The organism is Streptomyces stoeckheimensis (genome assembly GCF_045822005.1).
Classification (GTDB): domain Bacteria; phylum Actinomycetota; class Actinomycetes; order Streptomycetales; family Streptomycetaceae; genus Streptomyces; species Streptomyces stoeckheimensis.
This window is the reverse complement of record NZ_CP169550.1, coordinates 6,222,652-6,244,514: the sequence shown is the minus strand read 5'-3', so window position 1 is coordinate 6,244,514 and position 21,863 is coordinate 6,222,652. Positions and strand designations below refer to the sequence as shown.

At 72.0% G+C, this 21,863-nt stretch carries 19 protein-coding genes; 11 read left to right on the top strand and 8 right to left on the bottom strand.

Features of this window, described 5'->3' with window-relative positions; all coding sequences use genetic code 11:
• The first annotated feature begins 188 nt into the window (after nucleotides 1-188).
• Nucleotides 189-3,329, top strand: coding sequence for a DNRLRE domain-containing protein (locus ACE1OC_RS28315; protein ID WP_407839378.1), 3,141 nt, complete (start codon nucleotides 189-191; stop codon nucleotides 3,327-3,329).
• Between the two features lie 84 nt (nucleotides 3,330-3,413).
• Here ACE1OC_RS28315 and ACE1OC_RS28310 read toward each other — a convergent pair whose 3' ends face one another.
• Together ACE1OC_RS28310 and ACE1OC_RS28305 are read right to left on the bottom strand one after the other, a co-directional pair.
• A complete protein-coding gene (locus ACE1OC_RS28310; protein WP_407839377.1) occupies nucleotides 3,414-5,081 on the bottom strand; it encodes a hypothetical protein in 1,668 nt (555 codons plus the stop codon).
• A 30-nt stretch (nucleotides 5,082-5,111) separates the two neighbouring features.
• A complete protein-coding gene (locus ACE1OC_RS28305) occupies nucleotides 5,112-5,909 on the bottom strand; it encodes a glutamine amidotransferase-related protein (RefSeq protein WP_407839376.1) in 798 nt (265 codons plus the stop codon).
• Nucleotides 5,910-6,003: 94 nt separating this feature from the next.
• Between ACE1OC_RS28305 and ACE1OC_RS28300 the strand changes: the two genes are divergently transcribed.
• Together ACE1OC_RS28300 and ACE1OC_RS28295 are read left to right on the top strand one after the other, a co-directional pair.
• On the top strand, nucleotides 6,004-6,888 hold the full coding sequence (locus ACE1OC_RS28300; protein ID WP_407839375.1) for a LysR family transcriptional regulator: 885 nt from the start codon (nucleotides 6,004-6,006) through the stop codon (nucleotides 6,886-6,888).
• 320 nt (nucleotides 6,889-7,208) lie between these two features.
• A complete protein-coding gene (locus tag ACE1OC_RS28295) occupies nucleotides 7,209-7,802 on the top strand; it encodes an AAA family ATPase (RefSeq protein ID WP_407839374.1) in 594 nt (197 codons plus the stop codon).
• Nucleotides 7,803-8,076: 274 nt separating this feature from the next.
• Here the strand turns inward: ACE1OC_RS28295 and ACE1OC_RS28290 are convergent, their stop codons facing one another.
• Entirely contained in the window at nucleotides 8,077-8,703 is a 627-nt protein-coding gene (locus tag ACE1OC_RS28290; protein WP_407839373.1) for a hypothetical protein, read from the bottom strand.
• A 181-nt stretch (nucleotides 8,704-8,884) separates the two neighbouring features.
• Here ACE1OC_RS28290 and ACE1OC_RS28285 point away from each other — a divergent pair, with 181 nt between their 5' ends.
• From ACE1OC_RS28285 to ACE1OC_RS28270, 4 genes are all read left to right on the top strand, one after another.
• Complete coding sequence (locus ACE1OC_RS28285) at nucleotides 8,885-9,526, top strand: class I SAM-dependent methyltransferase (protein ID WP_407839372.1); 642 nt, start codon at nucleotides 8,885-8,887, stop codon at nucleotides 9,524-9,526.
• 352 nt (nucleotides 9,527-9,878) lie between these two features.
• On the top strand, nucleotides 9,879-10,745 hold the full coding sequence (locus ACE1OC_RS28280) for an N-acetylmuramoyl-L-alanine amidase (RefSeq protein ID WP_407839371.1): 867 nt from the start codon (nucleotides 9,879-9,881) through the stop codon (nucleotides 10,743-10,745).
• Nucleotides 10,746-10,894: 149 nt separating this feature from the next.
• Nucleotides 10,895-11,707, top strand: coding sequence for a hypothetical protein (locus ACE1OC_RS28275; protein WP_407839370.1), 813 nt, complete (start codon nucleotides 10,895-10,897; stop codon nucleotides 11,705-11,707).
• A 103-nt stretch (nucleotides 11,708-11,810) separates the two neighbouring features.
• A complete protein-coding gene (locus tag ACE1OC_RS28270) occupies nucleotides 11,811-12,821 on the top strand; it encodes an LLM class F420-dependent oxidoreductase (RefSeq protein ID WP_250745660.1) in 1,011 nt (336 codons plus the stop codon).
• Nucleotides 12,822-13,257: 436 nt separating this feature from the next.
• Here ACE1OC_RS28270 and ACE1OC_RS28265 read toward each other — a convergent pair whose 3' ends face one another.
• On the bottom strand, nucleotides 13,258-13,722 hold the full coding sequence (locus ACE1OC_RS28265; protein ID WP_407839369.1) for a hypothetical protein: 465 nt from the start codon (nucleotides 13,720-13,722) through the stop codon (nucleotides 13,258-13,260).
• 90 nt (nucleotides 13,723-13,812) lie between these two features.
• A complete protein-coding gene (locus tag ACE1OC_RS28260; protein WP_375953430.1) occupies nucleotides 13,813-14,310 on the bottom strand; it encodes a hypothetical protein in 498 nt (165 codons plus the stop codon).
• 273 nt (nucleotides 14,311-14,583) lie between these two features.
• Between ACE1OC_RS28260 and ACE1OC_RS28255 the strand changes: the two genes are divergently transcribed.
• The 4 genes from ACE1OC_RS28255 (at nucleotide 14,584) to ACE1OC_RS28240 (ending at nucleotide 18,505) form a co-directional block, all read left to right on the top strand.
• Nucleotides 14,584-14,886, top strand: coding sequence for a hypothetical protein (locus tag ACE1OC_RS28255; protein ID WP_274552129.1), 303 nt, complete (start codon nucleotides 14,584-14,586; stop codon nucleotides 14,884-14,886).
• A gap of 213 nt (nucleotides 14,887-15,099) precedes the next feature.
• Complete coding sequence (locus tag ACE1OC_RS28250) at nucleotides 15,100-15,294, top strand: hypothetical protein (protein WP_407839368.1); 195 nt, start codon at nucleotides 15,100-15,102, stop codon at nucleotides 15,292-15,294.
• Nucleotides 15,295-15,446: 152 nt separating this feature from the next.
• Entirely contained in the window at nucleotides 15,447-16,784 is a 1,338-nt protein-coding gene (locus ACE1OC_RS28245; protein ID WP_407839367.1) for a hypothetical protein, read from the top strand.
• 32 nt (nucleotides 16,785-16,816) lie between these two features.
• Nucleotides 16,817-18,505 (top strand): hypothetical protein, encoded by a 1,689-nt coding sequence (locus ACE1OC_RS28240; protein ID WP_407839366.1) that lies wholly within the window; start codon nucleotides 16,817-16,819, stop codon nucleotides 18,503-18,505.
• Nucleotides 18,506-18,576: 71 nt separating this feature from the next.
• Here ACE1OC_RS28240 and ACE1OC_RS28235 read toward each other — a convergent pair whose 3' ends face one another.
• The 3 genes from ACE1OC_RS28235 to ACE1OC_RS28225 form a co-directional block, all read right to left on the bottom strand.
• A complete protein-coding gene (locus tag ACE1OC_RS28235) occupies nucleotides 18,577-19,665 on the bottom strand; it encodes a prenyltransferase (protein ID WP_407839365.1) in 1,089 nt (362 codons plus the stop codon).
• Nucleotides 19,662-20,420 carry a class I SAM-dependent methyltransferase gene (locus ACE1OC_RS28230; RefSeq protein ID WP_338056963.1) on the bottom strand — a complete coding sequence of 253 codons (759 nt, stop codon included), beginning with the start codon at nucleotides 20,418-20,420 and terminating at the stop codon, nucleotides 19,662-19,664. Before ACE1OC_RS28230 ends, ACE1OC_RS28235 begins: the two co-directional genes overlap by 4 nt.
• A gap of 61 nt (nucleotides 20,421-20,481) precedes the next feature.
• The gene (locus ACE1OC_RS28225; protein WP_407839364.1) at nucleotides 20,482-21,858 is read right to left on the bottom strand and encodes a glycosyltransferase family 4 protein; all 1,377 of its coding nucleotides are present in this window, start codon (nucleotides 21,856-21,858) and stop codon (nucleotides 20,482-20,484) included.
• Nucleotides 21,859-21,863 lie beyond the last annotated feature (5 nt).

Here is a 21,863-nt window from a genome sequence, read left to right as displayed (position 1 = left end):
GGAAATCCCCATACCGAGTAACGGTCTTATAAAATTCTCATCAATGGACGCTCCGCGGGGACTGTGTGATCGTGTCTCCGCTCTCTGCCCCGCGGCCTGTCGTCAGGGGCTGGTTGTGCTGCCCTCAGTCCGTCTGGTTCCCACGGGAGTAGACCGCCGTGCCCGCGTCGCCCTATATCAGCCCCTTCGTGCGCACGCGCACGCGGCTGTCTTTGACCATCGGCCTCTTGCTGGCCTCCCTCACAGCTGCCCTGTTGACCTGGTGGCAGCCCGACTCCGCTCCTGCGACGGCCGGCGGCAAGGCGGGTGACGCCCAACAGGCGTCCACCCGCCCGAAGGACGAAGCCACCGCGGTGGACGAGGCCGTTCGCAGTGGCAAGCAGGTACTCATAGACACCGTCACCACGGCCACCTCGCTGACCTGGGCGCTGCCCAACGGCCAGCTGCGTTCCGAGACCCACGCCGTCGCGCAGCGCGCGAAGGACGCGGAGGGCCGGTGGGCGCCGATCGACAACGAGCTCAAGCGTTCCGCCAAGGCCCCGCGCGGGCTCGGCGTTTCGCCCGTCAACGCGGCCCTGCCGGTGCGCTTCGCGAGCGGCAGTGCCCAGAAGGCGCGCGCGGACCGCTCGTTCGCCCGGGCCGAGGTGCCCGGTGAATCGCTGCTCGCCGAGGTCGAGTTCGGCGGTCACACGATCGCCTACACCTGGCCGGGCGCTCTGCCCGAACCGGTGCTCGACGGCCCGCGCGCCCTCTACTCCGAGGTGCTGCCGGGCGTGGACCTGCTGCTCGTGGCCCGCGAGGAGGGTGGTTTCGCCCAGGTCCTCATCGTGAAGACCCCGCAGGCCGCCCAGAACAAGGCCCTCGCCGACGTCCGTTACGGGCTGCGTTCGGCGACCGCCACGTTCCAGCACGACACCGAGGGCAACCGCGTGGCGGTCCTCGACAAGGACGCCGCCGAAGTCGGTTCCATACCGACCCCCTTCGCCTGGGACTCCAGCGGCCGCGATCCCGAGCTGCCCGAGGGCACCGCCTCCCGCACCGCCGCCTCCACGTCGGCGGACGTCCTGAAGCTGTCCGGTCTGAGCGGCATCGAGCCCGGCGCGAAGTCCGCCCAGCTGCCCATCGCCCTGGAGGGCGACAAGACCGGGGCCGCGCACATCGCACTGAACGTCGCCGGCACGGGCCTGCTCGCCGACCAGGCTGTGAAGTACCCGGTCTTCATCGACCCGACCATGAACGCCGGCTGGCAGGCGTGGACGACGGCGTACCGCCCGTACCCGAACTCCAGCTTCTACAACGGCACCAACTTCTCCTCCGGCACCTCCGACGCCCGCGTGGGCTACGAGTCGGACACCGGCGGTCTGGGCCGTTCGTTCTGGCGGATGGGCTTCGACCCGAAGATGAAGGGCGCCAAGGTCACCAGCGCGACCTTCAAGGTGCAGAACAACCACTCCTGGTCCTGTACCGACCGGGAGTTCCAGTTCTACCTGACCGGCTCCATCTCCTCCGGTACGACGTGGAACTCGCAGCCTTCGTGGTCGACGCTGCTGCAGAAGAAGTCCTTCGCGCACGGCTGGTCCACGTCCTGCCCCGACGAGTACGAGGCGTTCGACAACTCCGGTGTGCTCGGGGCCGCCCAGAAGGGCGCCGACAACGGCTGGACGAACATCACCTTCGGCATGCGCGCCACCAGCGAGTCGGACACGCAGACCTGGCGCAAGTTCCGTGCCACCTCCGCCACGTTCGTGGTCGACTACAACCGCCCGCCCTCCGAGCCGACCGCCGGCAGCTCCACACCCGGCGGCGCCTGCGTGCCCGGTCCGGGCGGCGGTGTGACGATCGGCAAGACGAACATCGTCCTGAAGGCCACGGCCAAGGACGACGACGGCAACCTGTCCAAGGTGCGCTTCCGCTTCTGGAAGACCGGCGGCACCGTCCCGGCCGGCACCCTCGTCTCCGCCCCCGCGGGCGGCGGCACCGTCTCACTGACGATCCCGGTCACGTTCCCGCTCGAGGACAAGGTCACGTACTCCTGGGACGCCATGGCGCAGGACGCCGTGGGTGCCACCTCGTCGGTCTTCCCGCCCGGTACGGAGCCCTGCCGGGTCACCGTCGACGGGTCCGCGCCCCCGCCGCCCACCGTGGACGAGGCGACCACGCCGTTCAAGCGGGCCACGTCCGACGGCGCCACGTGGGCGACCGTGAAGTTCGGCGAGACCGGTCCCCTGACCTTCGCCTCCGAAGGCGCCGCGAAGTTCCGCTACGGCTGGGAGGGCGTCTACGTCGACGTCAACGCGGTCAACGGCGCCTTCACCGTCCCCGCGCTCAAGCCCCCGCACGCCGGCCCGAACTGGCTGCACATCTTCTCGCTGGACTCGCTCGGCAACGTGAGCGCCCGCACCGACTACGCCACCTACGTGCCGCCGCGGGACTCCGCCGACGGCCCGGGCGACGTCGGCGGCGACGGCATCGCCGACCTGATGATCATCGACGCGAACGCCAACCTGTTCTCCTACCCGGGCAGCCCGGGCGGCGAGCTGTACGGCGGCCTGACCGGCTCCTACACCATGGGCCCGGACGGCAAGCCCGTTCTCGCGCCGAAGACCCCGTGGTGGAACGGCACCAAGGCCGCACTGATCTCCCACTACGCGGACGTGTACCCCGGCGACGGGTCCACCGACCTGTTCGCCGTCGACCCGGACGGCACGTTCTACCTCTACCCCGGCGACGGCTACGGCACCTTCAACGTGGGCCAGCGGCTCGCGATCCGCCTCCCGTCCAACACCCCCGCCCCGAGCACCTGGGTGTCGATGAAGGCGATCGGCGACATCACAGGCGACAAGCTGACCGACGTCACCGTGAAGGTCGGCACCCAGTTCTGGCTGCTCTCCGGCTACACCGGAGCCACCTTCCAGACCGCGACGCTGATGGAGGGCTCCGCCTGGGGCCCCCGTGAGATCGTCAACATCGCCGACATCGACCTCGACAACACGCCCGACCTGCTGTGGCGCAGCCTGGACTCCGGCACCCTCTACCTCCGCCACGGCAAGCCCGGATCCGTCGCGGGCAGCGTCGACATCAACTCGCTGAAGGTCGCGGCCAACTCGCGCGAGGGTGCCGACACCCCGTACGGGACGAACTGGACGACGACGAACATCACGGCGATCATCGCCATCCCGGACGTCAGTGGAGACCGGATCCCCGACCTGTGGGTCCGCTACGCCGACACCGGCAACATGAAGCTGTACTACCCGTCCGCCACCAACACGAACGCAGCCGTCAAGACGGTGCTCGCGGTGGACTGGCGCGGCATCAAGTCCTTCGGCTGACGCCGGGGGCCGCCCGGCCCGCATGACGCCGCCCTCCAGGACCTTCCCGTGGTCCTGGAGGGCGGCGTTCTTCGTTCCTCGTCGTCACGGGGTGACGACGACGTCGTCCACGCGGCTCGACGAGACGTAGTGCGCCGCGTCCGTGAGCTGGTAGCGGGCGGACCAGGAGCCGCTCTGCGTCGCGGTGTACTTCCTGGTGAAGGTGCCGTCGGCTCCGGTGATCGAGTAGCCCACGGGCTTCCACTCCGTGCTGCCGGCGGGCCGGAAGTAGTAGTGGACGTACTGGCCCGCGAGGGGCTTACGGGCCGGGTCGGCCAGGGTGAGCTTCCCGGTCAGCGTGATCGGCTTGCCCTTCTTGACCGGCTCGGGCGCGGCGTTGAACCCCGGGATCGCCGTCTCGGTGCGCGGCGCAACCTTGACGGTGGCCGAGACCGAACCGTTGATGGCCGGGGTGCCCGCGTACCGCATCCGGACGAATCCCGGTCCCGGGTAGGGCAGCGCGGTCCTGATGCTGTGCACGCCGTTCACGGGGTGAGCGATGAAGTCTTGCACCTTCTGGCGAGTGGTCCAGCCGCTCTTGCCGTCCGCCGAGTACTGGACCTCCAACGTGATCGAGGTGATGCCGGCCGGGATCTGACCGCGCTTGAACTCACCTCCCAGCCTCATGATCCTGTTGTGGTCCACCCTGGCGTTGAACGAGGGGAAGGAGGTCCCGCCCGTGACGTCCACCTTCACGTCCTGTCGTGCCGCGGACACCCAGGCGTTCCACTCGTTGATGCCCCACGAGGTGTCCTGCGTCAACTCGCCGGACCAGGTGAACCGGCCCACGGTGTCGGTTTCGACGCGGTCGCCGTCGATGGCGATCGGCATTCCGGCGGGTACCGGTTTCCAGGTGCCGTCCGCTGCCTTCCAGGTGAAGGAGCCGCTGACCTTGCCCTGCGTCGCGTACGGGCCCGTCACGGTCTGTGCATCCAGCGCGATACGTGCCTCCACCGCCGCTATCGGGACGGCTACCCTCCCCTGCTCCTTCTTACCGTTCGCCTCGGTCGAGAGGCTGATGGCCGTCTCCCGCACGGGCGCGTTCTCGCCGCTGGGGTCCGCGACCTCCGTGCCGGCGATACCGGGGACCGTCACGTTGGACTCGAAGTGACCCTGCGCGTCGGCGACCAGCGGTGTGGTGACACCGCCGCTCTCGACCCTGAACGCGCCGCCCGCGTACGGCTTCTGCGAGCCGTCACGCGGGTCGTAGAGCTTGATGTCACCGGAGATGGCGGTGTCCCGCCGGTCGAACGAAACCGCGTTCGCGGACTTCAGGCTGGAGAAGACCGGCCGCACCTGGTAGTTGAGCGTCGCCCTGTCCTTGTGCAGGATCCGCTCGGCCGGGGTGCCGGTGTACTCCACGTCCACGGTGTACTCGCCGAGCGCGGCGAGCTTGGGCACGTCGGCCCGGAGGGCGTAGTGGACGTCGGGGCCGCAGGCGGGCGCGCAGCGGTCCAGTGAGGTGAGCTCTTCGAACTTGGTGAGGGTGGCCACCCGGGCGGTCCCGCCCTTCCTGCGCAGGTGGACCTTGAGGTTCTCGGGCAGGGTGTCCTCCGCACCGAAGTACACGTCCACCGTCTCGTTCCCCGCGCTCGCGGCGACCCCACTCGGGAAGGGGTCCGCGGCGTGGGCGGCCGTGGGCACGGCCAGTACGGCAGCCGTGGCCGTCATCGCCGTCATGGTGCAGAGCGCAGCACTGATGCGCTTGTTCATCGATCCCCCCGTGATTCGTTCAGCGAACACTCAGAGGACCCCCAGACCCGCCCGGAGGTTGTACGGGCGGGTTTGGGAATGCGGACGGGGTTGCGCGCCTTCCCGGGTGCGCGCGTGCTCGACGGCCGCCGCGGCCAGGCCCGTGACGATCGGGTGGGCGCGGGTGCCGTCGCCGTCCAGTTCGGGCTGGAAGAGGGTGGCCAGGAAGAAGGGGTGCTCGGCCAGTTCGGCGATGCGGATGTCGCCGGATTCGTCGGTGCCGGTGAAGGTCATGCCGTGGGCCCGGAGCAGGTCCAAGTGGAGCGGGTTCGGGCCGTAGTTGCAGTGGTACCGGGCCTGCGTGCGGTCCGCGCCGAGCAGCCGGGCGGCGCGGGATCCGGGGGTGACCCGTACGGTCCCCTCGTGTCCCACGAGCGAGCAGGCCAGCGGGACGACCACGGCGTCCGCCCCGGCGGTCGCGGGGTCGTTCTCGGCGTGGGCGGCCCGGTCCAGGCCGCAGACCGTACGGGCGAACTCCAGCAGGGCGTGCTGGAAGCCTCCGCAGGTGCCGAGGAAGGGGATGCCGTTCTCGCGGGCGTCCCGGATCGCCGTGAGCACGCCGCCCTCGCTGCGGTAGGGACTGCCGGGCAGCACCCAGACGGCGTCGAAGCCGTCCATGCCCTCGCCGGCTTCCTCGGTGGGGATCCAGTAGGCGTCCAGGTCCAGGCCCTCGCGCAGGCGCAGCGCCTCCAGCAGGCCGGGGACGCGGGCGTGGGACCGTACGGCGTCGGAGCGGTCCGCGATCAGGGCGATGCGGGCGGTGGGTGCGGCGGTGTGGTTCGCGTTCATGACGACCATCCTCCGAGCCGCCTGCCCATCACGTCCAACGATGATCCGCACTACCCGTATAAGCGATGCTGATGCCTGAGCGATACTGATGCCCATGGATCCGCATCTCCTCCGCACCTTCGTCGCGGTCCTCGAACACCGCTCCTTCTCCACCGCCGCCTCGGTCCTCGGCTACACGCAGTCGGCCGTCTCCCAGCACATCGCCGCGCTCGAGGCCGACTTGGGCGCCCGGCTGGTCGAACGCCGGCCCGTCGCCCCCACCGGGGCGGGGGTCCGGCTGATGGAACACGCCCCCGCGCTGCTCCTGCGCCTGGACGCGGCCCGCGCCGACATCGCCCGCCTGCGCCGGGCCCCGGACGCCCGGCTGACGCTGGCCTGTTCCCCCGCGGCCTTCGGTCCGGAACTCGCGCGGGCCCTGGCCGGGCTCCGTGCCGCGGGGCCGGTGGAGATCGACCTCCACGTCCTGGGGCGCGAGGCGGTGGTCGAGGCGGTCCTGACCTCCCGCGCCGACCTCGGCCTCGTGGACGGGGTGGCCGCGCCCAGCGACCCCCTCCCGCTGCCGGACCTCGGCCCCACCGTCACCCTCGCCGTCACCGAGGAGCCCCTGGCCGTGCTCTTCCCGCACGCCCACCCCCTGGCGCGGCGCCGTTCGGTCCGGCTGCCCGACCTCGCGCAGGCGCAGTGGATCGACGCTCCCGACGCGGCGGTCCCCCTCGCCCGGCTCCGCGAGGTCAGCCACACCGCCGGCTTCCACCCCCGCATCCGCCACCACGGCACCGACCCGCACGCCTTGGCCGCCCTGGCCGCCGCCGGCCACGGCCTGACCGCCCTCCCCCTCTCCCTGGCCACCACCTTCCCCGGCACCACGGCGGTCCCGGTCCACGCCCCCCGCCTGGTCCACCGCACGGAACTCCTCCACCCCACGGACCCGACCCCGCACACGACGGGGCTGGCGTCCATCCTCACGGGCGCGGGGTAGCCCCGGCCCGTCCGGACGGGTTCTCCGGGGCCGCGGCGGGGATTCGCTGCGGTGCGGCCCCGGTCCCGGTGCGTTCCTTCGAGCGTGCAGGCGACCAGGGAGCCGCCGCCCTTCAGCCGGAACACCGGCAGCTCCTCCCCCACCGGCCGGTAGGAGAAGCTGCGTTGCACGCACCCCACTCCCGCCCACGCCCACGCCCACGGACGACCAGCCCCCGCTCCCCCGTCGGCCCGTCAAGATCGACGTGATCGTAGAGTGCGGGGGATGACCGCAGGGGCTCCAGGACAGCCCCCGGCCCCAGTGATCGACCGGAGAACTCCATGACCTTGCAGCAGATGCCCGTCGACCGTGAACCGGCCGCGGGAGCCCTGCTCCTGACCGGTATCCCCGGGAGCGGGAAGTCCACCGTGGCCGCCGCGCTGGCCGCTCGGCTGCGGATGTCGGCCCATGTGGAGGTGGACGCACTCCAGGAAATGATCGTCAGCGGTGGGCAGTGGCCGTCCCCGGACGGGAACGCGGAGGCCGACCGGCAGATCTTCCTGCGGGCCCGCAACGCCTGCCTCCTGGCGGGCAGCTTCGCCCGGGCCGGTTTCGTCCCGGTGCTCGATGACGTCGTGGTGCGCCGTTCCCACCTGGACTTCTACCGTGCGACGCTGACGGCCGTGCCGCTGCACGTCGTCGTACTGGCCCCCGGCCCGGCGGTCGCGTGGCAGCGCAACCAGGCCCGCGAGAAGGCCCTCTCCGTGGACTGGTCCCCGCTGGACGAGGCGCTGCGCGCCGAACTCGGGCAAGAGGGGACGTGGATCGACAACGCCGCGCAATCGGTCGAGGAGACCGTCGAGACGATCCTCTCCGCAACCGGCCTCGGGACCGAGGTCCGCCCCGCGGACAGCGCCGAGGGCCTCGCCCGCTAGGGCCTGTCGTCAAAATCCCGTCGTCGCCCGAAGGGCGGCCGCGCGGCGTCTGGTGCGTGCCAGGCGTCGCGCGGCAGACGGGAGTTTGACGACAGGACCTAGGGGGTGTCCGCACCGCACGCGCCGTCCTCGTGACCGGGATCCCGGTGTCGAGTGGCGCGCGGACACCCGGGCTGCCGGAGGACCGGCAGCCCGTGGATCCGGTGGAGCGGGCGAGGGAGGTCGCCGAAGCCCTCCTGCGGCTGCCCCGGCTGAGCGGGCGACGCACGCGCCCTCAGGAAGCCGCCGGACCGGTGGGTTCGGGGCTGCCCAGGAGGAATTCGGTGGCCCGGGCGATGGCCTCGGCGTACGTGGGGTGCACGGCCTGTGACTCCTCTTCCCGTCCGTCCGCGGCTTCGGCGGTGTACCACCAGGCGTCGGCGTCCGGGTCGTGGTGGATGACGGCGGTGCCTCCCGCGTAGCGCAGCGGGATGGACTCGCTGGTGGAGCGCTTCGCCACCGCGTGGGGCCACTTGAGGCGGGCGGACTGGCGCTTGATGCCGCCCCAGGCCGCGCCCAGCTGCGCATAACTGGCTCCGCTGCGGCCGGCGACGGTCGCGGCGCTCTCCGCCATCCGGTCGACGGACCGCTTGGCTTCGTACAGCGCCCGCAGCAGGGCCAGTTGCACGTCGGGCGCGGCCATGAGGGCGGCGTCGAAGGGCTTGCCGGCGGTGCGGTAGGCCTGTGCGCGCGTCGAGATGCGCTGGGCCAGCGGCCGGACCGCGTCGAGCACCTGGTCGTCCATGGCGAACGCCTCGTCCTCGGCGGGCTCGCTCCAGGCCGGCTCCACCAGGGCCGTGACGGTGGCCCAGAAGTCCTCGTCGTTCCTGTCGGGGGTCGGGATCGATGCCGAATCGTTCATGTGACATGTCTACCTGTCGAGAGACTGAATGACAAGTAAAACTGTCAACAGGCCGGGTGGGTCGCTCATCGCCCGCGGCCCCGGGCATGGCGTCCTACCAGCGGGTAAGGCAGCATGGGCCGCCGACGTGCGCCGACGTACGCCGCATCCCGCATGCCGCCCAATCCGCAGGAGGAACACCATGGCCAGCCCCAAGCCGGAGACCCTCGCCGCCTTCGAGGCCGCCAAGGGGTTCATGCCCGTGGGGGAAGGCCTCGCGCTGTACGAGGCGGCCGCTTCCGCGGCGCGGCTCGGGCTGCCGCTGCTGGAGGTCGGGACCTACTGCGGGCGCTCCACGATCCTGCTCGCCGACGCCGCCCGCGAGGCGGGGGTGAGCGCGCTCACCGTGGACCACCACCGGGGCAGCGAGGAGCAGCAGCCCGGCTGGGAGTACCACGACCCGAGCGTCGTGGACCCGGAGATCGGGTTGATGGACACCCTGCCCACCTTCCGCCGGACCCTGCACAAGGCCGGTCTGGAGGAGCACGTCATCGCGATCGTCGGCCGCTCCCCGCAGGTCGCCGCGGCATGGGGCGGCAAGCTCGGTCTGGTCTTCATCGACGGCGGCCACACCGACGAGCACGCCACCGGCGACTACGAGGGCTGGGCCCCGCACGTCGCCGAGGGCGGCACGCTGGTGATCCACGACGTGTTCCCCGACCCGGCCGACGGCGGCCAGGCCCCGTACCGCATCTACCTGCGCGCCCTGGCCTCGGGCGCCTTCGAGGAGGTCTCGGTGACCGACTCCCTGCGCGTCCTGCGCCGCACGGGCACCGGCATCTGACCCCAGCCAGCCTCCGGAACCCGTCGGCGTCAGCCATGTCCAGCCCCGCCGGCGCGTGAGGCGCGGGGGTCCGTAGGCAGCGCCCCCGGCAACGGCGCCGCACCCGCACACGGCGCTCACGCCCCGGGGGTGCACCAGGTCAGCGGAGCATATAACCGCACCGCGCCCCCGGATGGCCCACGGTCCGTACACCCGACCGACCTCCGGTCTAGCATCGCCGGGTGCGCTACGACGAAAGCTCCCCGCCGCTCCCCGAGTCCGCGAGCTCCATCAGTCCGGACCGGCCCTGGTACGCCCGCCGGTCGACCCTGGTCGTCGCGGCGGCCGCGATCGCCCCGGCCTGCCTGGCCGGATGGGTCCTGACCGAGGTGCTGGGCGGGGGCGCGAGCGACGACTCGCGGCCGCCCCGGATCGTGATGCCGCTCTCGACGTCGGCACAGCTGCCCTCCGCGGCGCCGACACGGCCGCGAACCCCGCCGCGAGCCCGACCGGCCCCACCCCCGGCGCGACCCCCGGAGGGACCGCCCCCGCCGGGGCGAACGCCCTCGCCGGCCGTACCGTCGTCATCGACCCCGGTCACAACACGGGCAACTTCAAGCACACCACCGAGATCAACCGCCAGGTGGACATCGGCACCAACCGCAAGGAGTGCGACACCACCGGCACGACCACCAACTCCGGCTACATGGAAGCCGAGTTCAGCATGGACGTGTCCCGCCGCCTGCGCACCGTCCTGGAGGCCAAGGGCCTCAAGGTGGTCCTCACGCACGAGGCCGGCAAGGAACGCCCCTTCGGCCCCTGCATCGACGAGCGCGCGCGCATCGGCAACGAGGCCGCCGCCGACGCCGTGGTCTCCGTCCACGCGGACGGGGTCTCGGCCGGCAGCCGCGGTTTCCACGTCATCCTCCCCGCCAAGGTCAAGGGCGGCGGCGCCGACACCGCGAAGATCATCGAACCGTCCCGGCAGCTCGGCGAGCGGATCGCCGGGAACTTCGCCCGGACCACCGGTTCCGCCCCAGCCAACTACCTCGGCAGCGGTACCGGATTGGTGGTCCGCGACGATCTGGGCGGACTGAACCTCTCGACCCGCCCCAAGGTGTTCATCGAATGCGGCAACATGCGTGATGCCAAGGACGCGGCACAGCTGTCGAGTCCGGAGTGGCGCCAGAAAGCGGCCCAGGGCATCGCGGACGGCATCGTCGGCTTCCTCGGCGGGTAGGGCCACCAGGACCGTCCCTCCGGACGGCCCGCAGCCCCGATCCTCTCGGCCGCGGCGAAGCTCCGTACGATGGTGCCCGCCCGCCACCTGCGTCACGGCGGGCACCCACGGCACCACGAGACGACGAGACCGAGAAGGACACCTAAGACGTGAACATCCGATCCCTCACTCGAGGCGACGGCGTGGTGATCGGAGCAGCGGCGTTGCTGTTCATCGCCTCGTTCCTCGATTTCTACTCCGCGCCCGGTGTCGACGCACCGAGCGCATGGGACACCGACGTGTACCGGCTGGCGCTGCCGAGCATCTTCCTGCTCGCGTTCATCGCCGTCGGCCTGCTCGTCGCCGCCCGCCTGCAGCCCGCCGGGCGCCAGCTCCTGGGCCTGCCCTTCCAGGCCTGGGGCACGGTCCTCTCCGTCGCGGCCGCCTGGTCCGCGCTCTGGGGACTCATCACCTGCCCGACCGGGGCCGACCTCGGCGCGGGCGCCGTCATCGCCTTCCTCGCCACCGCGGCGCTGGCCGGCGTGACCCTCTTCGGCGCGAAGGTCCCGGCGCTCGCCGGGCAGCTCGTGCCGGACCCGAAGCCCGCCACCACCGCCGTCCCGCCGTACGGCCAGCAGCAGCCGGGCGCCGGGTACGGATACCCGGGCGGCCAGGAGCCGCAGCCGTACGGGGCCGCCCCGCAGCCGGTCCCGCCCTACGGCGGCGGCCAGGAGCAGGCCCAGGCTCCGCAGGACCAGACCCCGGCCCCGGCCCCGGCGGCGGACTTCACGCCGTTCTGGTTCGCCGTTCCGGTGGCCCGCCCCCTCTTCGCCGAGGACGGCAGCCCCGCCCCGATCGCGGAACTCGCGCCCGGCACCTGGTACCTGGCCGTGGAACAGCGCGGTCCGGCCACCCTGATCGCCCAGACCCAGGACGGCCGCCGCGGCGTCCTGAACGACACCTCGGGCATCCAGCGCGGCTGATCCCGGGCACGCTCACGCACAACGGCCCCCCACCCTTCCGGGTGGGGGGCCGTTGCCCTACAGTCACCTGACGCATCGTCAGATTCGTGGAGGGGACCGTCACATGCGCCTCGGACTCGCACTCGGCTACTGGGGCCGCGGCCCCAATCCGGACCACCTCGACCTCGCCGCCGAAGCCGAGAACCTCGGCTACGACTCCGTCTGGACCGCCGAAGCCTGGGGCTCGGACGCCTTCACCCCGCTCACCTGGATCGCCGCGCACACCTCGCGCATCCGCCTGGGCACCGCCATCGCGCAGATGGCCGCCCGCACCCCGACCGCCACCGCCATGCAGGCCCTGACCCTGGACCACCTGTCCGGCGGCCGGATGATGCTCGGCCTCGGCCTGTCCGGACCGCAGGTGGTCGAAGGCTGGTACGGGCGCCCCTTCCCCTCCAGCCCCCTGACGGCGACCCGGGAGTACGTGGACGTCATCCGCCAGGTGCTGCGCCGCGAGGCGCCGGTCGCGCTGGACGGCCGCTTCCACAGCCACCCGTACCGGGGCGCGGACGGCACCGGCATCGGCAAGCCGCTCAAGCCCATCACCCACCCCCTGCGGGCCGACCTGCCGGTCCTGCTCGGCGCGGAGGGGCCCAAGAACATCGCCCAGACCACCCGCATCGCGGACGGCTGGCTCCCCCTCTACTGGTCGCCGACCCGCACGGACGTCTACCAGGCCTCGCTGTCCGAGCTCCCCGAGGGGTTCATGATCGCCCCGATGGCGCGCGCGAAGGTCTGCGACGACGTCGCGGAGGGACTCCTCCCGGTGAAGGCGATGCTGGGCTTCTACATCGGCGGCATGGGCCACGCGGCACGCAACTTCCACGCCGACCTCATGGGCCGGATGGGCTACGAGGAGGAGGCGCACCGGATCCAGGAGCTGTTCCTGGCCGGGCGCAAGGAAGAGGCCGTCATGGCCGTCCCGGACGCGTTCGCGGACGAGATCTCCCTGGTCGGGCCGCGGGAGCGGATCGCCGAGCGCCTCGAACTGTGGCGCAAGGGCCCGGTGACCGACCTCCTGCTGACCGCCCCCGACCCGCACACCCTGCGGGTCCTGGCGGAGCTGAACAGCTAGCGGACCCGCTCCCCCTCCGGCCCCGGCCCCGGCCGCCGCCGCACTCCCGGCCGGCGCGTCCGGGTCCGCGGGGCGGGGACGGGGACGGGGACGGCGCCCTCCTGGAGCACCTCCCGCGCGACGGCCACGAGGGCGACCACCGCCGCCCAGAACGGGGCGTAGCACTCGTTGAACCGCTGGATCGCGTCGGCATCGCCCCCGATTGAACGGCGGCGGTCGTCTCGGCCTGGATCCGGGCGGCCCGGGCCGTACCCCGGCTGGTCACCCAGCTCGCGACCACCGCCGTGCCCGCGGTGAGCACGCCCACCCAGAGTGTGTTGTCGGCCATGGCGCCCATTGTCGGGCTGGGCCGAAGGTTTGCGCAGGGCGCGTCCCTTGGAACCCCGGAGCCCCCGGACCGGCGGCCCGCGGCCCGGTCCGCCGGGGTGCGTCGGGGCTATCGCGGCTCGGCGCCCGGGGGTTCCTCCGCAAGCGGCTCCGGGAGGGATGCCGGAGGCGTCTCCGGGAGGGCCGCCAGCAGCTCCCGCAGGTCCAGTGGCATCACGGCGATCTCCATGGCGCCGCCGGCGCCGTCGCCGCCGTCGCCGCTGCCCTCGGGGAACTCGCAGGTCACGATCCGCGAGCCCGGGTTGATGGAGATGCCCTCCTTCACGGAGGGGGCCCGTACGCCGGTGGCCCGGGCTCCGGTCAAGGCCACGGGCTCGCCCCGGCCGGGCACCCAGCGGGCCGCGCCCTGGTCGGCGTACACCCGGCCGCTGCGCCAGCGGCCGCTGCCCGCGGGCCGTCGCGCCATGCACGGGATCCCGGGCACGGGCGCGCCGGCCTGGCGGCTGCGGTGCTTGCGGCGCATCAGCCAGGCGGTTGCGGCGCCGGCGCCGGCGAGGACCACGTACTCGATCACCCACCCATTCAAACAGGTGAAACGGGCACGCAGCAGGCCGGACCGGAATGCTCCGGTCCGGCCTGCTGCGAGAAGAGGGGTCTCAGCCGGTCAACCGGTCAGCTGGCCCGCGCTCGGGACCTTGTCGGTCACCGTGGCGCCCGCGCTCTTGCCGGCCTCCTTGACGCTGTTGATGACGTTCTCGAAGGCGCCGATGTCGGCGTCGCCGGCCTGGCCCTTGCGCAGCTTGGTGCCGAGCCCCTTGAGGGAGTCGATGCCCGCCGTCAGCGGGCCCACGGCCTTCGACAGCAGCGGGTCGCCCTTGGCGTTCTCGCTGGCCGCCTTCAGCCGGTTGTAGGCGAAGGCGCCCGCCAGGCCCGCCTTGACCAGGGCGAAGGTGCGGCCCTTGGCGCCCTTCTTGAACTTGCCGTCGCGGTAAGGCTTGATGATCCACTGGTACGTGGCTCCGGCCGCGAGCCCCGCGTTGGCGACGAAGCGGGTCTTGGCGAACTTCTGCTTCTCTTCCGGGCTACTGGGCGAGGGAGTGGCGGCGGCCGCTTCCGCGTCCTCTGCGGAGGCCGCCGCGTCGGCCTCGGCGAACGCGGCCATGGCCACCGAAACCTCGTCGGCCTGACCGGCGGCGACCTTGTCGCCACCGCCCGAGCCGCAGGCGGTGGCACCGCCGAGCAGGGCGCAGGACAGGAGCACCGCCGTGAGGGCACGGCGGAAGCGGACGGCTGTGGTGGGTAGGGACACGGGTTTCCTCCGGGGACTGAGGCGTCCTCCGCAGCCTCACCCCGGTCATCCGGCTCCGCCACCCGGGGGACCCGTTCGGGTTTACCCGGTGGGTTTATCCGGCCGGAAAGCGGCCAGAAGCGCGGCATGCCCACACACACGCGAGCACGCACCAGAGGAAGCAGCCAGGCGGGCCGCGCCGTCGCGGTCGTGGCGGACGTCATGGCCTTCGTGATCGGCCTGTGGATCCTGCTGTACCTGCTGGACGCCAACCAGGGGAACGCACTGGTCGACTTCATCCACGACGCGGCGAGCTGGCTGGCCGGCTGGTCCTACGACCTGTTCACCTTCCACCGCGACTGGGTCCAGGTGGTGATCGGCTACGGCATCGCGGCCGTCGCCTACCTGGTCATCGGCCACGCCGTGGCGGGCCGCCTCTACCGCCGCTAGGCCGTCTTCCCGTCAGTCGCCGAGGCCGGTGGGCCCCGCGCACGTCATCCATCGCTCGCCCTCCCGTCGACCGGAGGGCGAGCGTCGCCATGTCGTCAGCGGCCGTGCGCTTCCTTCTTTCAGAAATTCCGGCATGCGAGGGCAACCATCCGTGCCGGCCGCGGGTCGTACGGGCGAGAGTTGATCGATTGGACTTCGCCCGGGGGGGCTCTTTTGAACACGAACACCGCGACGCAGGCGGCTGTGCCCGCCCACTCCGCGCCCCATCTGGCGGCGCCCGCCGCCAGCTCAGCCGCCGCACCGGCCCAGGTGCCCGCGGCCCCGGGTGAGCCCCGCGGCGTCTTCCGGTTCACCCTCTCCACCGAGGAGCGGACGCACCACCGCGAGGACTACGCCCCCGTGCGCTGACTCCTGCGCCGCACGGACGGATGCGGGGCGGGCGAGGCCGGTACGGGGGTCCCGCCATGCCCGCCCCGCAGAAGCGAAGACAGAACAGGACACCGGGCAGGGCCGAGCCGACCCTGCCCTCGGACCATCATGAGACGGGAGGGCATCCACCGATGTCCGCCAGGACAACTCGTACGGCAACGGCTCTCGTTGCCGCCTTCGGCATCGCGGCGACCATGGTCGCCGCCGCACCGGGAAGCGTCGCCGCCACGGCCGCCGACGCCTGTGACGTGGTCGCCGTGACCGATCTCGCGGACGCGGCCCGGGTACAGGTCGACGCCTTCGGCGCCCTGAAGGACCTCCGGGTCGACGTGCGCGCGCCGGGCACCACGCAGGTGCTGGCCACCGCGGGGGGCTTCGAGTCCACGGCGCGGCCCGGCTTCGGCGTGCGACACCGCTCCGCCGCGCTGCCCGCACTCGCGTCCCTCGGCCGCTACGCCCTCGACGTCCGGTACACCGATGCCGCCGGCAAGGCCGTCACGTGCGCCGACAGCGGCGAGCTGCGCTACCTGCCGCACCCCGTCATCGCCCTGGACCCGGCGACCGCACCGGTCTCCCTGGAGAAGCCGACGGCGACCGTCACCGGCAAGCTGACCCTGCGCAATCCCCGCACCCGCGTCGAGACCCCGCTCAAGGGCCGCCAAGTGGAGCTCACATTCGCCGGCCATTCCTTCCAGGAGATACCGCGGTGGGTGGTCGCCGGGAGCGACGGCACGTTCTCCGCCTCCTTCACCTACGGCGCGCGGAACACCAGCACGGCCGTGAAGGTGGAGGCCGCGGGTGCCGCCCAGGTCGCAACGGAACTTCCCGTCGAAAAGCGCAAGGTCGTCATCGCCCTGGACACGCCGTCCACGGTGGCGCCGGGATACGAAAGCCGTTTCCGCATCTCGGGCAAGGTCTTCTACCGGGGCGCGGACGGCGAACTGCACCCCCTCGATGACAGCGGCCTCATGGGAGCGGCGGACCCCTGCGAAGGCTGGGACGTCAACGGCTCGAAGTGCGGACGCATCGTCACGCCGTATGGGGAACGCACGTTCGTCTGGGACCGGTACACCCTGCACGGAGACACCGTGCTGGCGGTGACCCACCAGCCCGGAGCACTGCTCGACGGTGTCACCCGGGCCCCCATCACCGTGAAGGTCGACCGGACCGTGGCCTTCTGGGGTCTGAAGGCCACCAAGGACGCGAAGGGCCGTCTGACCATCGAGGGCAGCAAGCGGCTCGGGTACGGCACGAACATGGAGGAGGACGTGTACCGCATCCAGCACTCGGCCGACGGCAAGACGGGCTGGAAGACGTACCGGAGCTCCCTCCTCCGGCGCACCGGGCCGATCCTTCGCACGCTGGAGCCGGGCACCTTCCCCGAGGGCGGAACCTGGCGCATCCACTTCGAGGGCGCCAAGGGACTCGAGCCCGTCACCAGCCCCACCTTCACCGTGGTGACCCCGTGACACCCACACACATGCCGCCTCCTGGGGGATCGTTGAACAAGTTGATGACGTCGCTCGGCATCGCGCTGGCCGTCACCGCGGCCGCGTCCGGCCTCGGGCTCGGGTCCGTGGCGCAGGCCGATGACACCGACTCCCCGCCTTGGGTCCGGGTGATCCAGTCCGGCGGTGAGTTCCGCGTTCGGGTCGTGGCCGATCAGGTGCCCGGAGGGGACACGGTGGTCCGGATCCGCCCCAAGAACGGCGAGACGGCCGTGGCCGAGGTCGGCGGGTTCGGCGACTGGACGTGCATACCCGACGACGAGTACCCCTGCCCGTCCGTGCAGAACGACTCCGCCCCGTTCGTCCTCGACGACATGGGCATGTACGACCTCGACGTCGTCCTCCGCAAGGGACGCGAGGACGAGAAGGAGTACGTGGAAGCCGGACGGAACTTCGCCTACGCGCTCAACCCCCGGTTCAGCTCTCTGGAGTCCAGCAACCCGGTGCTCTCCTACGAGCGGCGCGGCGGGAAGGCCTCCGGCACCCTGCTCGCCGAGCACCCCCGTACCCACGAGGTGAAGCCGCTGGCGGACGCCCCGGTGCACCTGGTCCGCCGGTCCGCCTGGGGCAGCCATGCGACGGAGCGCCTGACCACCGACGGCGCGGGCCGCTTCGCAGCCCTCTTCCAGTACGAGGGCTTCGAACCGAAGCCCAACCTCCAGGTCACGGTCGACCCTCAGTGGAGCATGGCCGGTGTCCTGCCTCAACGGACACTGGACCTCGACGTGCGGGCGACGCCCGCCCAGGTCACCGTCCGGCAGCCCGCCGGAGGGATCGTCGGGCGTTACGGCAGCACGGTACCCGTCAAGGGAGCGGTGACCTGGACCGCCTCCGACGGCACCGTCCGGCCGCTGCCGGACGCAAGGGTGACCGTGTCCACCGAGGGGTGTGAGGCGTACGGGTGCGGGCTGAGCCGGAACAGTGACACCACCGGTGGTTTCGACGTCCCCCACTCCGTCAAGCGGGACGGATACGCCCGCGTGGAACTGCCGTCCGACTCCAACAACGGGTGGTTCACCGGCAGCCTCTCCACCCGCCTGTCCGTGGACGCCACGCACACCACCCTCTTCTCCCCGTTGAAGGTGACTGCGGACCAGAACCGGACGATCACCGTCCTCGGCCAGCTGGCCGTCCAGCAGGGGTCCGCCCCCGCCGGCGCCAAGGCCACGGTCGACGTGCAGCTCTCCGCGGACGGCAAGACCGGGTGGAAGACGGTGAAGACCTTCACCACCCCCTTCGGGACGGCCTTCAGCCAGCAGCTGAAGCACACGCCCGAACAGGACGGCCACTACGTCCGCCTGCGCTACGCCGGCACCGCCGACATCGGTCCCGCCGCCCCGACGGTCCGGCTGACCCGCAAGACGACCCGGATCGTCCGCGACAACCTGGCCCCCGAGCAGGTCCCCGCCGGGACCAGGATCACTGCCAGCGGAGTCCTCCAGCAGGAGTCCATCACCGCCGCCTGGCTGCCGCTCGCCGGCCAGAAGGTCCGCGTCTACTTCAAGGCCAAGGCTCCCGGCTCCGCCTGGACCTACCAGGGCGCCGCGACGACCGCCGCGAACGGCTCGTTCAGCACGAAGGTCACCGCCCGCAGCGACGGCTCCTGGCAGATCCGCTACCTCGACGTCACCGCGCCGTACTACGTCGCCATCGGACGCGAGGACTACGTCGAAGTGATGTAGAGCAGGTCGTGAAACGGGAGTGGGCACGGGCCGCGTTGGCGCCCGTGCCCACTCCCTTTGAGCTTCAACCGTCAGCCGCAGCAGTCCGGTTCCAGGCCGGACGGCAGGGTCAGCCCGCCGAAGACCGTGCCCGTGGCCTCGTCGCCGCCCAGGGCGGCCACCGCGAGGAGCAGCGAGCCCGCCGTCCAGGTGGTCTGCTCCACGGGCCAGACCTGACGGTCGTCGAAGACGTACCCGGTCCAGTACATGCCGTTGTCGGCCCGCAGGTGGCCGATCGAGCGCAGGATCTCCAGGGCCCGGTCGGACTCCCCCGTCGCCCACAGCGCGAGCGCCAGTTCGCAGGACTCCCCGCCGGTCACCCACGGGTTCGGCAGCACGCACCGCACGCCGAGGTCGGGGACGACGAACTCCTCCCACCGCTCCTCGATCCGGGCTTTGGCCTCCGCGCCGGTCAGCGCCCCGCCGAGGACCGGGTAGTACCAGTCCATGGAGTAGCGGGACTTGTCGAGGAACCGCTCCGGGTGCCGGCGTATCGCGTGCCCGAGGGCTCCCGCGGCCAGTTCCCAGTCCGGCTGCGGATCGCCCCGGTACTCGGCGATGGCCAGCGCGCAGCGCAGCGCCTGGTGGATGGAGGAGGAGCCGGTCAGCAGCGCGTCGGCGACGGCCTCGCCCGAGGCCTCGCGCTTCCAGCCGATCTCGCCGCCCGGCTGCTGGAGCCGCAGGACGAACTCGACGGCCGCGTACACGGCGGGCCACATCCGGTCGAGGAAGGCGTCGTCCCCGGTGGACAGGTGGTGGTGCCAGACGCCGACGGCGAGGTAGGCGACGAAGTTTGTCTCCCGGCTCGCGTCCTGCGGCTCGCGGGTGTCGACGCCGTCCTCGCGGTCGGCGTAGGCCGCGTACCAGGAGCCGTCGTCGTTCTGGTGGCGCACCAGCCAGTCGTAGGCCCGCTCGGCGGCCTCGTGCTCGCCGGCCGCGTCGAGGGCCATCGCGGCCTCGGTGTGGTCCCACGGGTCGAGGTGGTGCCCGCGGAACCAGGGTATGGCCCCGTCGGCGCGCTGCGCGGCGAGGATCCCGGCGACGGTGGCGGCGGCCTGATCGGCGGTCAGCACACCGTCCAGGACCAGGTGTTCGGGTGCGGTGCGCCCGGGAGAGCTCACTGCGCGGCGCCCACGGGCTCGGCCGCGGCCGCGTCCACGGGAAGGTGCGGCTTGGTGGCGTAGGCGACGAAGCTCTTGCCTATGACCGGGTTCAGGGCCTGCTCCGCGAGCCGCGTGACCAGCGGCTTCTTCATGATGTCCCAGACCAGGAGCTTGTGGTACGCCTTGACGGGCAGCGCCTTGTCGTTGTCCACGCCGAAGGCGCACTTGAGCCACCAGTACGGCGAGTGCAGGCCGTGCGCGTGGTGGGTGCCGTACGGCTTGAGGCCCGCGGACTCCATCTTGCCGAGGAGCTCCTCCGCCTTGTAGATGCGGATGTGGCCGCCCTCGACCTCGTGGTAGGCGTCGGACAGCGCCCAGCAGATCTTCTCGGGGCCGTAGCGCGGCACGGTGATGGCGATGCGTCCGCCGGGCTTCAGGACGCGGACCATCTCGGCGAGGACGCCCTTGTCGTCGGGGATGTGCTCCATCACCTCGGAGATGATGACGACGTCGAAGGACTCGTCGGGGAAGGGCAGCGCGAGGGCGTCGCCCTCCATCGCGGTGGCGGTGGCGCCGGCCGGGGCCTCGCCGGCCTCCTTCATCGCGGCGAACCACTTGGCGACCTCGCGGATCTCCTCGCCGTTGCGGTCGAGGGCGACCACCTGGGCGCCGCGCCGGTAGCACTCGAAGGCGTGCCGGCCTGCGCCGCAGCCCAGATCGAGTACGCGGTCGCCTGCGGCGAGCGGGAACCGGGAGAAATCGACGGTCAGCACGTGGTCCTGCCTTCGCGGTCGCGGGGTGGGGAGGGGAAATGCATCGGACGGAAGGTGGAGGTCACCGGGTCGTGGTCGTTGCGGCCGTCGGGGTCTGCCGGTTCCGCGGGGCCTTCCCGCCCGCCGCTGCCGCCCGCTCGATGGCGGCGCGGTAGTGGACGACGGTGCCCTCGGCGGCCTTGGCCCAGGTGAAGCGGGACAGCACCCGCTCGCGGCCGGCGGCGCCGAGCCGGGTGCGCAGTTCGGGGTCGCCCAGCAGCCGGCCCAGCGCGGCGGCCAGCGCGCCCGCGTCGCCGGGCGGCACGGCGAGACAGGACTCGCCGTCCGGACCGGTCACCTCGGGAATCGCGCCGCCGGTGGTGGCGACCAGCGGGGTGCCGGTGGCCATGGCCTCGGCCGCCGGGAGCGAGAAGCCCTCGTACAGGGAGGGGACGCAGGCGATCTGGGCGCTGCGGACCAGGTCGACGAGCTCGGTGTCGGTGATGCCCTTGACGAAGCGGACGGCGTCCTGGAGTCCGTACGTCTCGATCGCGCGGGCCACCGGGCCCTGTTCGGCGCGCTTGCCGACGACGACGAGATGGGCGTCGGGCTGTTCGGTACGGAGCTTCGCGAGCGCCTCGACGAGGTGCACGAGCCCCTTGAGCGGGACGTCGGCGCTCGACGTGGTCACGATCCGCCCGGGCACCTCGGCCACGGAGGCGTCGGGCGACCAGAGGTCGGTGTCGGCGCCGATGTGGACGACGTGGATGCGCTCGTCCCGCACGCCGAGGTGCTCGGCGATCTCCTTCTTGGAGGAGCCGGAGACGGTGAGCACGGAGGCCAGTCGCCGGGCGACGCGGCCCTGCATGCGCGTGAACCCGTACCAACGCCGTACGGAGGCCCGCTTCCTGCGGTCCTTCGCGGCGGCCAGGTCCAGCTTGCGGTCGACGGTGATGGGGTGGTGGATGGTGGTGACCAGCGGGGCGCCGAGGTCGGCCAACAGCCCGTAGCCGAGCGTCTGGTTGTCGTGGATGACGTCGAACTCGCCCGCCCGCGCCGCCAGATGCCTGCGCGCACGCAGCGAGAAGGTCAGCGGTTCGGGAAACCCGCCGGTCCACATGGTGGCGACCTCGACGGCGTCGATCCAGTCGCGGTACTCGTCGCGCTTGGGGGTGCGGAACGGGTCGGGGCTGCGGTAGAGGTCCAGGCTGGGCAGTTCGGTGAGGGTGGCGCCGGCGCCGGTGAGGGCGTCGGTGTCGAGCACCGGGTAGGGCTGCGCGCCGATGACCTCGACGGAGTGGCCCAGCTTCACGAGCTCGCGCGCGAGGTGGCGGACGTAGACGCCCTGGCCACCGCAGAACGGGTTCCCCTTATAGGTGAGGAGTGCGATCCGCAACGGGCGGCTGTCGTCGGCTTCGGACCCCGTGAGAGGGCTCGTCACCATGGCCTCTGCGGTCACTCTCG

Bases quoted from the DNA above. Each gene is read 5' to 3' on its own strand.
- ACE1OC_RS28305 (WP_407839376.1), bottom strand. From the start codon at position 5,909: ATGAACGCGAACCACACCGCCGCACCCACCGCCCGCATCGCCCTGATC.
- ACE1OC_RS28280 (WP_407839371.1), top strand. From the start codon at position 9,879: ATGGGTCCTGACCGAGGTGCTGGGCGGGGGCGCGAGCGACGACTCGCG.
- ACE1OC_RS28245 (WP_407839367.1), top strand. From the start codon at position 15,447: ATGTCCGCCAGGACAACTCGTACGGCAACGGCTCTCGTTGCCGCCTTC.
- ACE1OC_RS28260 (WP_375953430.1), bottom strand. From the start codon at position 14,310: ATGGCCGCGTTCGCCGAGGCCGACGCGGCGGCCTCCGCAGAGGACGCG.
- ACE1OC_RS28300 (WP_407839375.1), top strand. From the start codon at position 6,004: ATGGATCCGCATCTCCTCCGCACCTTCGTCGCGGTCCTCGAACACCGC.
- ACE1OC_RS28285 (WP_407839372.1), top strand. From the start codon at position 8,885: ATGGCCAGCCCCAAGCCGGAGACCCTCGCCGCCTTCGAGGCCGCCAAG.
- ACE1OC_RS28270 (WP_250745660.1), top strand. From the start codon at position 11,811: ATGCGCCTCGGACTCGCACTCGGCTACTGGGGCCGCGGCCCCAATCCG.
- ACE1OC_RS28290 (WP_407839373.1), bottom strand. From the start codon at position 8,703: ATGAACGATTCGGCATCGATCCCGACCCCCGACAGGAACGACGAGGAC.
- ACE1OC_RS28255 (WP_274552129.1), top strand. From the start codon at position 14,584: ATGCCCACACACACGCGAGCACGCACCAGAGGAAGCAGCCAGGCGGGC.
- ACE1OC_RS28310 (WP_407839377.1), bottom strand. From the start codon at position 5,081: ATGAACAAGCGCATCAGTGCTGCGCTCTGCACCATGACGGCGATGACG.
- ACE1OC_RS28295 (WP_407839374.1), top strand. From the start codon at position 7,209: ATGACCTTGCAGCAGATGCCCGTCGACCGTGAACCGGCCGCGGGAGCC.